The 15,568-nt window shown below is 40.4% G+C and carries 11 protein-coding genes; all 11 read left to right on the plus strand.

What is annotated here, in order from left to right; genetic code table 11:
• Nucleotides 1–3: 3 nt before the first annotated feature.
• A complete protein-coding gene (gene rfbB / locus QM460_RS07605; RefSeq protein WP_414289706.1) occupies nucleotides 4–1,053 on the plus strand; it encodes a dTDP-glucose 4,6-dehydratase in 1,050 nt (349 codons plus the stop codon).
• A 215-nt stretch (nucleotides 1,054–1,268) separates the two neighbouring features.
• On the plus strand, nucleotides 1,269–2,117 hold the full coding sequence (rfbD, locus tag QM460_RS07610) for a dTDP-4-dehydrorhamnose reductase (RefSeq protein ID WP_414289707.1): 849 nt from the start codon (nucleotides 1,269–1,271) through the stop codon (nucleotides 2,115–2,117).
• Nucleotides 2,118–2,364: 247 nt separating this feature from the next.
• Nucleotides 2,365–3,738 carry a cell division protein FtsA gene (ftsA, locus tag QM460_RS07615; protein ID WP_049510383.1) on the plus strand — a complete coding sequence of 458 codons (1,374 nt, stop codon included), beginning with the start codon at nucleotides 2,365–2,367 and terminating at the stop codon, nucleotides 3,736–3,738.
• 17 nt (nucleotides 3,739–3,755) lie between these two features.
• A complete protein-coding gene (gene ftsZ / locus QM460_RS07620) occupies nucleotides 3,756–5,012 on the plus strand; it encodes a cell division protein FtsZ (RefSeq protein WP_414267744.1) in 1,257 nt (418 codons plus the stop codon).
• Between the two features lie 5 nt (nucleotides 5,013–5,017).
• The gene (locus tag QM460_RS07625; protein ID WP_414267743.1) at nucleotides 5,018–5,689 is read left to right on the plus strand and encodes a YggS family pyridoxal phosphate-dependent enzyme; all 672 of its coding nucleotides are present in this window, start codon (nucleotides 5,018–5,020) and stop codon (nucleotides 5,687–5,689) included.
• 9 nt (nucleotides 5,690–5,698) lie between these two features.
• Nucleotides 5,699–6,250: a cell division protein SepF gene (locus QM460_RS07630; RefSeq protein ID WP_414267742.1), complete on the plus strand. Its 552-nt coding sequence runs from the start codon at nucleotides 5,699–5,701 to the stop codon at nucleotides 6,248–6,250.
• On the plus strand, nucleotides 6,250–6,513 hold the full coding sequence (locus QM460_RS07635) for a YggT family protein (RefSeq protein WP_414289708.1): 264 nt from the start codon (nucleotides 6,250–6,252) through the stop codon (nucleotides 6,511–6,513). The genes QM460_RS07630 and QM460_RS07635 overlap by 1 nt, the downstream gene beginning before the upstream one ends.
• Nucleotides 6,510–7,295, plus strand: a complete 786-nt coding sequence (locus tag QM460_RS07640) for an RNA-binding protein (protein ID WP_045762850.1) — start codon at nucleotides 6,510–6,512, stop codon at nucleotides 7,293–7,295. Before QM460_RS07635 ends, QM460_RS07640 begins: the two co-directional genes overlap by 4 nt.
• 9 nt (nucleotides 7,296–7,304) lie before the next feature.
• A complete protein-coding gene (locus QM460_RS07645) occupies nucleotides 7,305–8,093 on the plus strand; it encodes a DivIVA domain-containing protein (RefSeq protein WP_301560031.1) in 789 nt (262 codons plus the stop codon).
• A gap of 255 nt (nucleotides 8,094–8,348) precedes the next feature.
• Nucleotides 8,349–11,141: an isoleucine--tRNA ligase gene (ileS, locus tag QM460_RS07650; protein WP_414289709.1), complete on the plus strand. Its 2,793-nt coding sequence runs from the start codon at nucleotides 8,349–8,351 to the stop codon at nucleotides 11,139–11,141.
• A gap of 682 nt (nucleotides 11,142–11,823) precedes the next feature.
• Nucleotides 11,824–15,568, plus strand: a 3,745-nt coding sequence (locus QM460_RS07655) for a lectin-like domain-containing protein (RefSeq protein ID WP_414289710.1), incomplete at its 3' end; no start/stop codon positions are given.

Below are 15,568 nucleotides of genomic sequence, written 5' to 3' on the forward strand. Positions count from 1 at the left end.
AATATGACTGAATACAAAAAAATTATCGTGACAGGTGGAGCTGGTTTTATTGGTTCCAACTTTGTCCACTATGTTTACAAGAATTTTCCAGATGTTCACGTGACAGTCCTAGACAAGTTGACTTATGCTGGGAACCGCGCGAATATTGAGGAAATTTTAGGTGATCGTGTTGAGTTAGTTGTTGGTGACATTGCGGATGCAGACTTGGTAGACAAGTTGGCAGCTCAAGCAGATGCTATAGTGCACTATGCCGCGGAAAGTCACAATGACAATTCACTCAATGATCCATCACCATTTATCCATACCAACTTCATCGGAACCTATACTCTTTTAGAAGCTGCTCGTAAGTATGATATTCGCTTCCACCATGTATCGACAGATGAAGTTTATGGGGATCTCCCTCTACGTGAGGATTTGCCAGGTCATGGTGAAGGTCCAGGTGAGAAATTTACCGCTGAAACTAAATATAACCCGAGCTCTCCTTACTCATCAACTAAGGCAGCTTCAGACTTGATTGTCAAAGCCTGGGTACGTTCTTTTGGAGTCAAGGCAACGATTTCTAACTGTTCAAATAATTACGGTCCTTATCAACACATTGAAAAATTTATCCCACGTCAGATTACCAACATCCTAAGTGGAATTAAGCCAAAATTGTATGGTGAAGGAAAGAACGTTCGTGACTGGATTCATACCAATGATCATTCTTCAGGTGTATGGACAATCTTGACAAAAGGTCAAATTGGTGAAACCTACTTGATTGGGGCTGATGGCGAGAAAAACAACAAGGAAGTTTTGGAACTAATCCTTAAGGAAATGGGACAACCTGCGGATGCCTATGATCATGTGACTGACCGTGCAGGACATGATCTTCGTTATGCGATTGACGCAAGCAAGCTCCGTGATGAGTTGGGTTGGAAACCAGAATTCACAAATTTCGAACAAGGTCTCAAAGAAACCATTCAATGGTACAGAGATAACCAAGAATGGTGGCAAGGAGAAAAAGAAGCTGTTGAAGCCAACTACGCTAAAACACAAGAGGTTCTTGAAAAATAAAAGGCGGTGGGACAGAAATTGATAGACAAAGTCTCGATTTCGTAGTCCCAGCCCCGCGAAGATGATTAGGAGTTTTTGGAGTCTAAAAGATGAACAAAAAGTTCAATCAGCTACCGCGTCAAAGTTTGATTGCTAATAAAAAGTGAGGTAGGAATCATTTGTCCCAACCTCTATTGCTATACCGAAGAATTGTGAATCAGTTGAAAGGAAGAAAAATGATTTTAATTACAGGGGCAAATGGCCAATTAGGAACGGAACTTCGTTATTTGTTGGATGAGCGTAATGAAGAATACGTTGCGGTTGATGTGGCTGAGATGGATATTACCGATGCAGCAATGGTTGAGAAAGTTTTTGAAGAGGTGAAACCGACTTTAGTTTATCACTGTGCGGCTTACACAGCTGTTGATGCAGCAGAGGATGAAGGAAAAGAATTGGACTTTGTCATCAATGTTACGGGGACAGAAAATGTCGCAAAAGCATCCGAAAAGCATGGTGCAACTCTAGTCTACATCTCTACAGATTATGTATTTGACGGTAAGAAACCAGTTGGACAAGAGTGGGAAGTGGATGACAAACCAGATCCTCAAACTGAATATGGCCGGACTAAGCGTATGGGAGAGGAGCTTGTAGAAAAACACGTTTCAAACTTCTATATTATCCGTACTGCTTGGGTTTTTGGAAATTACGGCAAAAACTTTGTCTTCACGATGCAAAATCTTGCTAAAACTCATAAGACCTTGACAGTTGTAAATGATCAACATGGTCGACCAACCTGGACGCGTACCTTGGCTGAGTTCATGACTTTCCTAGCTGAAAATCGCAAGGAATTTGGTTATTACCATTTGTCAAATGATGCGACAGAAGACACAACTTGGTATGACTTTGCGGTTGAAATTTTGAAGGATACAGATGTCGAAGTCAAGCCAGTAGACTCAAGTCAATTTCCTGCCAAAGCTAAACGTCCACTAAACTCAACAATGAGTCTTGCAAAAGCCAAAGCTACTGGATTTGTCATTCCAACTTGGAAAGATGCCTTGAAAGAATTTTACAAACAAGAACTTTAAAAATAGCCTTACTGGAGGCCAAAATGTATACAGAAAGAGAGGGAAGGAGATTCTCTTTCTTTTTTTGTTTACTCGTCTATGCAATCGTCGGATAATTATAAAAATTCAAGAAAAAGCTTGTTTAAATGTTAGAAAATTCGAGCACGAATGTTTTTTTTGTGTTATAATATTTTGTGAGTAGTTATGCCTTGGTGTAGCTATTAAAAATAGAAGTGTGAAACTGGGAAGATAGAGAGGACGCAGTGTAATGACTAGAAATGGTTTTTTTACAGGCTTAGATATCGGAACTAGCTCTATTAAAGTGTTGGTTGCAGAGCTTGTAAATGGTGAAGTAAATGTAATTGGCGTTAGCAATGCCAAAAGTAAAGGTGTCAAAGATGGGATTATCGTTGACATCGAAGCAGCAGCGACTGCAATTAAGTCTGCAATTTCTCAAGCAGAAGAAAAAGCAGGAATTTCAATCAAGTCTGTAAACGTTGGTTTGCCAGCTAATTTGCTACAAGTGGAGCCAACTCAAGGCATGATTCCAGTGACATCAGATACAAAAGAAATTACGGATCAAGATGTCGAAAATGTTGTCAAATCAGCCTTGACTAAAAGTATGACTCCAGACCGTGAAGTTATCACCTTTATTCCAGAGGAATTTGTCGTAGATGGATTCCAAGGAATTCGTGATCCTCGCGGGATGATGGGTGTGCGTTTGGAAATGCGCGGTCTCTTGTACACTGGCCCACGTACGATCCTCCACAATCTTCGTAAAACTGTTGAGCGTGTAGGCGTTCAAGTCGATAACGTGATTATTTCACCTCTTGCAATGGTTCACTCTGTCTTGAATGAAGGTGAACGTGAGTTTGGTGCGACTGTTATCGACATGGGTGGTGGTCAAACGACTGTTGCCACTATTCGCAACCAAGAACTTCAATATACAAATGTCAACCAAGAGGGTGGCGATTATGTCACAAAAGACATTTCAAAAGTTCTTAAGACTTCTAAGAAAATTGCAGAAGGTCTAAAACTGAACTATGGGGAAGCTTATCCACCGCTAGCTAGCAAGGAAACATTCCAAGTTGAAGTGATCGGTGAAGTTGAGCCAGTTGAAGTGACTGAAGAATACTTGGCTGAGATTATTTCAGCAAGACTTAAGCACATTTTTGAGCAAATTAAGCAAGACTTGGAAAGACGTCACCTATTAGACTTGCCAGGAGGTATTGTCTTAATTGGTGGGAATGCCCTTCTTCCAGGTGTCGTTGAATTGGCCCAAGAAGTATTTGGAGTACGCGTTAAGTTATTCGTACCAAATCAGGTTGGGATTCGCAACCCTGCTTTTGCCCATGTCATCAGCTTGTCAGAATTCGCTGGTAGTCTTACTGAAGTGAATGTTTTGGCACAACGAGCAATTCGAGGTGACGAAAGTTTACGCCACCAACCGATTGACTTTAGAAGTTCAGCTCAACCAGTTTCACCTGTTTCTCCACGACCAGTATTTAATACAGTGACAACTCCCGAGCCTGAAACAACTCAATCTGTTGAACCAGTGGCTCCTCTTCAATCAGAAGAGAAGAGCAAAGGTAAATTAACGGATCGTTTCCGTAGCTTGATTGGAAGCATGTTTGACGAATAAAATAGAGGAATATAAATATGACATTTTCATTTGATACAGCAGCTGCACAAGGTGCAGTCATTAAAGTAATCGGTGTAGGCGGTGGTGGTGGAAATGCCATCAACCGTATGGTTGACGAAGGCGTTTCCGGCGTTGAATTTATCGCAGCCAACACAGATGTACAGGCTTTGAGCAGTACAAAAGCTGAAACAGTTATTCAGCTCGGTCCTAAATTGACTCGCGGACTTGGTGCAGGAGGTCAACCTGAAGTTGGTCGTAAAGCTGCAGAAGAAAGCGAAGAAGTATTGACAGAAGCAATCAGCGGTGCTGATATGGTCTTCATCACTGCTGGTATGGGTGGTGGTTCTGGTACAGGTGCTGCACCAGTTATCGCTCGTATTGCAAAAAGCCTCGGAGCTTTGACAGTAGGTGTTGTCACTCGTCCATTTGGTTTTGAAGGAAGCAAACGTGGACAATTTGCTATCGAAGGGATTAACGAACTTCGTGAGCATGTTGATACACTCTTGATTATCTCAAACAATAACTTGCTAGAAATCGTTGACAAGAAAACTCCACTTCTCGAAGCATTGAGTGAAGCAGATAACGTTCTTCGTCAAGGTGTACAAGGGATTACAGATTTGATTACAAATCCTGGTTTGATTAACTTGGACTTTGCAGACGTTAAGACTGTTATGGCCAATAAAGGTAATGCCCTTATGGGTATTGGTATCGGTAGCGGTGAAGAACGTGTTGTAGAAGCTGCTCGTAAAGCAATCTACTCACCACTTCTAGAAACAACTATCGATGGAGCAGAAGATGTGATTGTCAACGTAACTGGTGGCTTGGACTTGACTTTGATTGAGGCTGAAGAAGCATCAGAAATTGTGAACCAAGCAGCTGGTCATGGTGTTAACATCTGGCTTGGGACATCTATTGATGAGACAATGAAAGACGAAATCCGCGTGACAGTTGTTGCAACAGGAGTACGTCAGGATAAAGTTGAGAAAGTTGTAACTGCTCAACCACGCCAAGCAACCCACCGTGAACCTGCTCGAACTAGCCATGCACAAACTTTTGATCGTAATTTTGATATGGCTGATACAGTAGAAATTCCAACTCCAAGTTATCGCCGTCAAGAAGCACCAAAGACATCAGCCTTTGGTGACTGGGACTTGAGACGCGATGCCATCGTTCGTCAAGGAGAACCAGTTGTTTCTCCAGTGGAACGTTTTGAAGTTCCAGCAGCGACAGATGAAGACGAGCTGGAAACACCACCATTCTTTAAAAATCGTTAATGAAGATGAATTTAAAAGAAAATACGAACCTTGTTTTTCAACAGATATCGAATGCAGTTCAGGAAGCCGGTCGTGAAAACGATTCGGTTTCTGTGATTGCGGTGACCAAATATGTAGATGTTGAAACAGCCTCAGCTTTGGTTTCGCAAGGAGTGCAACACATTGGTGAGAACCGTGTTGATAAATTTCTTGACAAGTATCATGCTCTGAGTGATAAGAATCTTACCTGGCATTTGATTGGAACCTTACAGAGACGTAAAGTCAAGGAAGTGGTTTCTTATGTGGATTATTTTCATGCTTTAGATTCCTTAAAGCTAGCTCAGGAAATTCAAAAACGAGCGGACCACAAGATTAAGTGCTTTTTGCAAGTAAATATTTCTAAGGAAGAAAGTAAGCACGGTTTTTCGAAAGAAGAATTGTTAGCCCTCTTACCAGAACTTTCAGAATTAGACCAGATTGAGTATGTGGGTCTGATGACCATGGCTCCATTTGAAGCGACTAGTCAAGAGTTACTAGACATATTTAAAGAAACGCAAGAATTGCAAAAAACCATTCAAGAAAAACATCTCCCTAATATGCCGATGACCGAACTAAGTATGGGTATGAGTCGAGACTTCAAAGAAGCGATTCAATGTGGTTCAACTTTCGTTCGAATCGGTACAGCATTTTTTAAATAGGAAATAACCATGTCACTAAAAGATAAATTTGATAAGTTTATAGATTATTTCACTGAAGATGGAGAAGAGGTGGCACCAAGCGTTGCTGAATTAAAGTCTGAACAAACCTTAACTTCAGTTTCGGCTCAAAAGGAAGAACTTCCACGAGCTCAACAGTTACCACAATCTTCACAAGTGAATTCTAAAGAGAAAAATATTACGCGCCTTCATGCTCGTCAGCAAGAGTTGGCGATGCAGAGCCATCGTAGCACAGAAAAGGTAACTATTGATGTTCGTTATCCTCGTCGCTACGAAGATGCAACAGATATTGTTGATTTGTTGGCAGGCAACGAAAGTATTCTAATTGACTTCCAATATATGACTGAAGTACAAGCACGCCGCTGTCTAGATTACTTAGATGGGGCTCGCCATGTGCTTGCTGGTGAATTGAGAAAAGTTGCAAATACTATGTATCTTTTGACACCAGTAGGAGTTGTGGTTAATATTGAAGACATTCGCTTGCCTGATGGTTCTCACGGTGAAGAGTTTGATTTTGATATGAAGAGAAATCGAGTGAAGTAATGATTTTTCTAATTCGTTTAATACAGAATGCTGCAACTATCTATTCATGGATACTTGTAGCTTTTGCTCTATTATCTTGGTTACCCAATGCCTATGATACAGCACTAGGTCGTTTGTTAACTAGCTTAGTCAAACCTATCCTTCAACCCTTGAGACGTCTGCCCCTAAGTATTGGTGGTATTGATTTTTCAGTTTGGGTGGCTGTCATTTTAGTTCATTTACTTGGAAACTATTTGATCCGTTTTCTTTATATACTAGCATGAGAAAAGAGATTTATCAGCATTTCTCAGTCGAGGATATTCCTTTCATTGATAAAGGATTGGAGTGGCTTAGGCAGGTCGAAGAGCACTACGCTCCCATCCTAACTCCCTTTATCAATCCCCATCAGGTCTTTATTTTAAAGACATTGGGGAATCATCATGGGATTCAAGTTTTTTCAAGCAATGATTTTGTGCCTAGTGAGTATAGTCGTGTGCTTCTTGCACCAGATTATTTCATACCGACTTTGGCGGATTTTGAAATGGAATTACTCGAGATTGTTTATTCTAGTAAGTTTGACCAATTGACTCATTCCAAGATTTTAGGAACCGTTCTGAATCGTCTGGGAATTGATCGCAAGTTATTTGGTGATATATTAGTAACGGAGAATAGAGCGCAAATCATTGTGGACCGGAAATTTGTTTCCCTCTTCCAGGATGGAATTCAAAAGGTTGCTAGATTACCTGTAAAACTAGAAGTAAGGCCTTTTGAAGAATTATTAGAATCCAAAAATGACTATCAGGAAAGAGAAGTTTTAGTTCCGAGCATGCGCTTGGATGCCTTCTTATCGAATGTTCTGAAATTATCTCGCTCCCAGACAGCCGATTTATTAGAAAGAAAATATGTTCAGGTAAATTACCATCTGGTTGAAAAATCTGATTATCAGGTTCAGATTGGTGATTTAGTAAGTGTCAGACGCTTTGGACGAATGATCTTACTCAAAGAAAATGGCCAGACTAAAAAAGATAAGAAAAAATTGATAGTTCAACTATTATTAAGTAAGTGAGGGGAAAATATGCCAATTACATCGTTAGAAATCAAGGATAAAACCTTTAGTACCAAATTCAGAGGTTTTAATCCTGAAGAAGTTGATGAATTTCTAGATATTGTTGTTCGTGACTATGAAACACTTGTTCGTAGCAATCACGAAAAAGAACAACACATTAAAAATTTAGAGGAACGTTTGTCTTATTTTGATGAGATTAAGGAGTCATTGAGCCAGTCTGTATTGATTGCTCAAGATACTGCAGAACGTGTCAAACAAGCTGCTAATGAACGCTCTCAAAATATCCTTAAACAGGCTGAACAAGATGCCCAGCGTCTGCTTGATGAGGCTAAGTATAAGGCTAATGAAATCTTGCGTCAAGCTACAGATAATGCTAAGAAGGTTGCTGTAGAGACGGAAGAATTGAAGAACAAGAGCCGTGTCTTCCATCAACGTTTGAAATCTACGATTGAGAGTCAATTAGCTATTGTAGACTCTTCTGACTGGGAAGAAATTTTGCGCCCGACAGCAACTTACCTTCAAACAAGTGACGAAGCCTTTAAAGAAGTTGTTGGAGAAGTTTTGGGTGAAGATGTTTCTACCTATCAGGATGAAGAGCCAATTGACATGACCCGTCAGTTTTCACCTGAGGAAGTAGCAGAGCTCCAAGCCCGTATTGAAGCAGCTAATCGAGAATTGGCTGAATCACAAAAAGAAGAAAAGCCAGCTACTGCTAGCTCAGTAGTAGAAGAAGTTGATTCTTCAAGCCAAGAAGATTCTCAACCAACACCCTTGACAGAATCTATTAATCTTTTATAAGAAAGAAAATCTGAGAACAAGATCTAATTTAACATATTTTCAGCGAGTAGGAGATGGTGGAAGTCCTACAATCCCTGTTGATGAGATTATCCTCTCAAGTTATCAAGTCTGAAGTTAGTAAGATTTGACGTTCCCCGCGTTACGGGAAAAGAGGGAGAAAGACTAGTTCTTTTTCCGAACAAAGGTGGTACCACGATTTTCGTCCTTTTTAGCGAGTCGTGGTTTTTATTTTGTCTATATCATAAAGGAGATATCATGAAACTCAAAGAAACTTTAAATCTAGGGAAAACAGATTTCCCAATGCGTGCAGGACTTCCAACCAAAGAGCCAGTGTGGCAAAAAGAGTGGGAAGAAGCAAAATTGTATCAACGTCGTCAAGAGTTGAATGAAGGGAAACCTCACTTCACTCTTCATGATGGACCTCCGTACGCTAACGGAAATATCCACGTTGGTCATGCTATGAACAAGATTTCAAAAGATATCATTGTTCGTTCTAAGTCTATGTCAGGATTTTACGCACCATACATCCCAGGTTGGGATACACACGGACTACCAATCGAGCAAGTTTTGGCCAAACAAGGTGTCAAACGCAAAGAGATGGATTTGGTTGAATACTTGAAACTTTGCCGTGAATACGCTCTTTCTCAAGTAGATAAACAACGCGAAGACTTCAAACGTTTGGGTGTGTCTGGTGACTGGGAAAATCCATATGTAACTTTGACACCTGATTATGAAGCAGCGCAAATCCGTGTCTTCGGTGAGATGGCTAACAAGGGCTACATCTACCGTGGTGCTAAGCCAGTTTACTGGTCTTGGTCATCTGAGTCAGCACTTGCTGAAGCGGAAATTGAATACCATGACTTGGTATCAACATCACTTTACTATGCCAACAAGGTTAAAGATGGCAAAGGTGTTCTTGATACAGATACTTATATCGTCGTTTGGACAACAACTCCATTCACCATCACTGCTTCTCGTGGTTTGACTGTTGGTGCGGATATTGATTACGTTTTGGTACAACCTGCTGGTGAAGCTCGTAAGTTTGTGGTTGCTGCTGAATTGTTGAGCAGCTTGTCTGAAAAATTTGGCTGGGCGGATGTTCAAGTTTTGGCTACATACCGTGGTTCAGAATTGAACCACATCGTGACTGAACACCCATGGGATTCTGCTGTAGATGAACTCGTTATCCTTGGTGACCACGTTACAACAGACTCTGGTACAGGTATCGTCCATACAGCTCCTGGATTTGGTGAGGATGACTACAATGTTGGTGTTGCTAATGGTCTAGAAGTTGCCGTGACTGTTAACGAACGCGGGCTTATGATGGCTAATGCTGGTGCTGAGTTTGAAGGCCAATTCTATGATAAGGTTGTTCCAACGGTTATTGAAAAATTAGGAAATCTTCTTCTTGCCCAAGAAGAAATCTCTCACTCATACCCATTTGACTGGCGTACGAAAAAACCAATCATCTGGCGTGCAGTTCCACAATGGTTTGCTTCAGTATCAAAATTCCGTCAAGATATCTTGAATGAAATCGAAAAAGTGAAATTCCATTCAGAATGGGGTAAAGTCCGTCTTTACAACATGATCCGTGACCGTGGTGACTGGGTAATCTCACGTCAACGTGCCTGGGGGGTTCCTCTTCCAATCTTCTACGCAGAAGACGGCACACCAATCATGACAGCTGAAACAATTGAACATGTAGCTCAACTCTTTGAAGAGCATGGTTCAATCATCTGGTGGGAACGTGATGCTAAAGACCTCTTGCCAGAAGGATTTACACATCCAGGTTCACCAAATGGAGAGTTCAAGAAAGAAACTGACATCATGGACGTATGGTTTGACTCAGGTTCATCATGGAATGGGGTTGTGGTTAACCGTCCAGAACTTAAATACCCAGCTGACCTCTACCTTGAAGGTTCAGACCAATACCGTGGTTGGTTCAACTCTTCTCTTATCACATCTGTTGCCAACCATGGTGTGGCACCATACAAACAAATCTTGTCACAAGGTTTTGCCCTTGACGGTAAAGGTGAAAAGATGTCTAAATCTCTTGGAAATACCATTGCTCCAAGCGATGTTGAGAAACAATTTGGTGCGGAAATCTTGCGTCTCTGGGTAACAAGTGTAGACTCAAGCAACGACGTGCGTATCTCTATGGATATCTTGAGCCAAGTTTCTGAAACTTACCGTAAGATCCGTAACACTCTTCGTTTCTTGATTGCTAACACATCTGACTTTAATCCAGCTGAGGATGCAGTTGCTTACGAAGAGCTTCGTTCAGTGGATAAGTACATGACCATTCGTTTTAATCAGCTTGTGAAAACAATTCGTGATGCTTATGCTGACTTTGAATTCTTGACAATCTATAAAGCACTAGTGAACTTTATCAACGTTGACTTGTCAGCCTTCTACCTTGATTTTGCTAAAGATGTTGTCTACATCGAAGGAGCCAAATCATTGGAACGCCGTCAAATGCAAACTGTCTTTTACGATATTCTTGTAAAAATTACCAAACTCTTGACTCCAATCCTTCCTCACACTGCTGAAGAAATCTGGTCATATCTTGAGTTTGAAGCCGAAGACTTTGTTCAATTGTCAGAATTGCCAGAAGCTCAAACATTTGCCAACCAAGAGGAAATCTTGGACACATGGGCAGCCTTCATGGACTTCCGTGGTCAAGCTCAAAAAGCCTTGGAAGAAGCTCGTAATGAAAAAGTCATCGGTAAATCCCTTGAAGCTCATTTGACAGTTTATCCAAACGAAGTTGTGAGAACTCTTCTTGGAGCTGTTGATAGCAATGTTGCTCAACTTTTGATTGTCTCAGAATTGACTATCGCAGAAGGTGCAGCTCCAGAAGGTGCAGTAGCCTTTGAAGATGTAGCTTTCACTGTAGAACGTGCAGCTGGTGAAGTGTGTGACCGTTGCCGTCGTATCGACCCGACAACAGCAGAACGTCATTACCACGCAACCATCTGTGACCACTGCGCAAGCATCGTAGAAGAAAACTTTGCGGAAGCAGTTGCAGAAGGATTTGAAGCTAAATAATTTTATATACTGGAGGTTGGGACAAAAGATCCCGACCTCATTTTTATTAGGAAACAAACTTTGACGCGGTAGATGATTGAACTTTTTGTTCGTCTTTTATACTCTTCGAAAATCAAATTCAAACCACGTCAGCGTCGCCTTGCCGTACTCAGGTACAGCCTGCGGCTAGCTTCCTAGTTTGCTCTTTGATTTTCATTGAGTATTAGACTCCAAAAAGTTCCTAATCATCCTCGCGGGGCTGGGACTACGAAATCGAGACTTTGTCTATCGATTTCTGTCCCACCGCCTTTTTTATGGAGTGAATATTATTTCGATGTTAAATAGAAAAAGTTCATAATTTTTAAAAATAAGAACAAATTGACATTTTATAAAAAATAAGTAAATATTTACAAATGAATTAAAATAAAAGATATAAGAAACAAAAAAAGTAAAACAGATTTAAAGTGATTGATATTTTCAAGTTTTTTTCATGATTTAGTATCATTTCTTTAATGTCAAATATTATAAAATTACAGTTCAAAAGTACCTAAATATGTGAAAAATTAACGATTTCAGGGATATATTTATATAAAATCACTCATTTAAAAAAAGAAATCAAATAATTTGAAATATTTAAGTAAATAACGTATAATAAACCAGTGTGCAAAAAACACTATAATAATTATAAAAAGGGGAATACGCGATGTATTTTAACCGTAAAAATGCGGAACAAAAGAATTGGCGAATGATTAAAAAAGGAAAACATTTCTTGTTTGGTTGTTCGCTTGTCTTTGCTGTTGGAGCAACTTTAGCTACTCCAGCAGTCCACGCTGACAGTGTAGAAGCTAAGGCAGAAACTACAACTTTAGCAACGCAAGCTGAACCTACTACAGAGGCACCGACCTATGTGGCACCAGCTACAGCTAGCTCAGTTGCAACTGAAGTAGTAGAAGCAAATTCAGCAACAACTGTCGTTTCAGCTGACAAATCTCAACTAGAAGCTGTTTTGGCGCAAGCTAAAGCTAAAAACTTGGAAGGTCAAGAAGCTTCCGTTAAAGCTGAAGTAGCAGCTGCAATTAAAGAAGCTGAAGCATTAGTTGCGAACGGTTCAGCAAGCCAAGAACAAGTAAACCAAAGTGTTGAACGCTTGACTCAAGCAGTGGCAAGTGTGAAGGAAGTTACTGAAGCAACAGTTGAAATAACAACTGAAGCAGCATCTGAAGAAACTACAGATTCTTCAGAAACTCCTAAAGTCAGAAACAAACGTGCGACTTCTGAAGGAACATCACGTGCAGTTGATGAATCGAGACTTGATCGTGTTACAGTAACGAAAGATAACTTTGATAGTTTCTTTAAAGAAGGTGGTACGGCAAATTATGATGAAACGTCTGGCACAATTAAATTAACAGATGACGTGTCAGGTCAAGTTGGTAGTGCTTACCTTCGTTTTAAAATTGATCCTAGGGAAGACTTTACCTTTACTGGTAAGGTAGATATTGGTGATAAATACGAAGGTCATACTGTAGGTAGTCGTCTAGGTGGTGATGGAGTCGGCTTCGTCTTCCATACAGGTAATGTAGATACTATTGGTCAATCCGGAGCGTCTATTGGTATGGGTACTATCAAAAATGCCTTTGGTTTCAAACTAGACTCATGGCACAACACTTCTAACCCAAATGCCAACCAAAATGCATCAGCCGATCCACAATATGGTGGGAGAGCCTGGAAAACAAATGCCTTCGGTTCATTCTACTCATCAAATAATGCTGGTAGGGTAACGACAAGTAGCTCAGCAGCCAAAGCTCTAAATCCAGCTCCAAGTGGCCAATGGGTAGACTTTAAAATTGAATATAAAGGTCAATCAAAAGAGTTTATTGTAACTTACGGTTCTGAAAAATGGTCAACTAATTTGAAGACTGCGAATGCTTCAATCATGGAACCAAGTGCTAAGACTGCTCTTAACAACTCAAATGCAACTTATGCGTTGTCATTCTTAGGAAGTACGGGTTCGGGTACTAACTTGCAACGTGTACAAATCGAAAAATTTGAGTTTACAGCACCACAAATTGTACAAGTAGCCTTTTATGATGAAGCGGGTAATGAGCTCGCAGCAAGTAGTGCGATCCCAGGAGATAGAGATCAAGTTGTTAATTTGAGTAATATCGAAGCAGTGCAAAAAGCTATTACGAAAATAAAAGCTAAAGGTTATACACTTAAAGAAGTAAATAAACAAAAAGCTGAAACATACAATGCTGCTGCTAATACAGTTACATTGAGACAAGGTGGGCAGTTATTAAAATATATATTCGCAGTACCAAGTCCTGCAGTTACACCGACATTACAAGCTACAGGTAGTATGACCGTAGCAGGTGTGAAATCTACGGATAACACACTTTCAGGAACAGGTGTCCCAGGAGCCACTGTAACAGTAAAAGTTGCAGGAACTACTCTAGCTGATAATATCACAGTAGCGACAGATGGAACCTGGACAACAACACTTTCAAAAGGATTTAATAGTAATATTACTAACCAAGATCAGTTGGTTCCAAAAGATAGTGTAACGATTACTCAAAAAATTGGAGTTAGCGAAAGTGAAGCGACAGAAGTTGCAGTTGGTCTAGGTGAATCAACTGTGCAACCTTCAACTGATTCGAAAGATCAACAAAGTATTGTTGCGGAAACTACGACAGTTACATTAAAAGTCCCTCATGATGCAGGAATTGCTTACTTTGATTACCCTAATGCTAACAATGGTAGAAGCGAAGTAGCTATTAAACGCGATTCAATTCCTGGGGCATGGACTTCAAAAGACGAATCAAAAGCAGTTGTAACCTCATACTCTAGTGATGGTTTCTTTGATACAGTTGTTCTTGAAATGAAGGATAAAATCCAAGCAGGTAAAGCTAAGGTCATTTCAAATATTAAAGAAACTAAATACTCAAGTCCAACTGGATGGAAAGAAATTAATGTAGAAGCAAAACCAGACACAACACCACCAGCAGCACCAACTGTAAATCCAGTTAAGGCAGGCGCTACTGCTATTACAGGTACAGCTGAAGCAGGTTCAACCGTAGAGGTTACTCTTCCAAATGGACAAAAAGCTTCTGCAAAAGCAGGTGACAATGGTGAGTTTTCAATCCCAGTTCCAGCTTTGAATGCTGATGATCAAATTAGTGTTACAGCAACAGATGCTGCAAATAATACATCAACTCCAACTAAAGTTACTGTAAAAGAGACAGTTCGTCCAACCTTACACATTCCATATGATGATCCTGCGACACAAGCCATTTATGTTTACTCTGGTGAAGAAAATAATATTGAGCTAAAGGTAACTGATAATTCAGGTAAGATTGTAAAAGCTTATCTAGCTTTGCCGCAAGATAACCGAAGTGGGCTTGGTGCAGAAGACACTACCTTCTTAAACGGTAGAAATAAAGGTGGTTTGTATCTTAAGACTGAAGGTATTCATGTAGTAACTCCTGCTACAGAGTCAACTCCAGCTATCGTTCGAGTAACTGGTGAAGTTCCTAAGAACACTTACACAGAAAGTAACGGACAACTCACTCGTTACCTATTTGCTGAAGATGCAGCGGGTAATACAAGCTATGAACATGTTGGTGATGCGACTACACCAGGACAACTTGGGCGTATCCGTTTTATGTGGAAACCACAAACTTTCAAATATAACGCACAAGCGCCATCAACACCTATTACATCAAACACTGTTCCAGAAGCGAGTGCTATTGAAAAAGCTGTTAAAGATGCTAACCCAACTTTCAGCGACAAGATTGAAAGTGTTACTTTAGATGGTACGAATGTTAAGGTGACTTATAAGGATGGAAGTACAGATGTTATTCCAGGAAACTCAGTATTCACAATTGAACCAACTGCACCTACAGTAACACCAGTTAAGAATACATCAGCCTTGACTACGCCAGAAAAACAAGCTGTAGAAGCAGCAGTAAGAACGGCGAACCCAGATGCGACAACAGTAGTAGTTGGAAATGATGGTTCAACAACATTAACTTACTCAAATGGCTCAACAGCTAAATTGACACCAGCACAAACTGTAAAAGCAGCAGATTCTAAAGGTGTTCAAGAACCAGCCGCTAAGACACCAGTTCAAAACACATCAGCCTTAACTCAACCAGAAAAAGATGCCGTTAAGAAAGCAGTAGAAGACGCTAACCCAACAGCAACTAAGGTTGAAGTAGGAAACGATGGTTCAGCAACCGTAACGTTCCCAGATGGATCAACAGCAACTCTTACAGGCGATAAGACTGTTAAGGAAGCAGATTCTAAAGGTGTTCAAGAACCAGCTGCTAAGACACCAGTTCAAAACACATCAGCCTTAACTCAACCAGAAAAAGATGCCGTTAAGAAAGCAGTAGAAGACGCTAACCCAACAGCAACTAAGGTTGAAGTAGGAAACGATGGTTCAGCAACCG

The sequence above is a fragment of the Streptococcus infantis genome, from assembly GCF_047464415.1.
GTDB lineage: Bacteria > Bacillota > Bacilli > Lactobacillales > Streptococcaceae > Streptococcus > Streptococcus infantis_AE.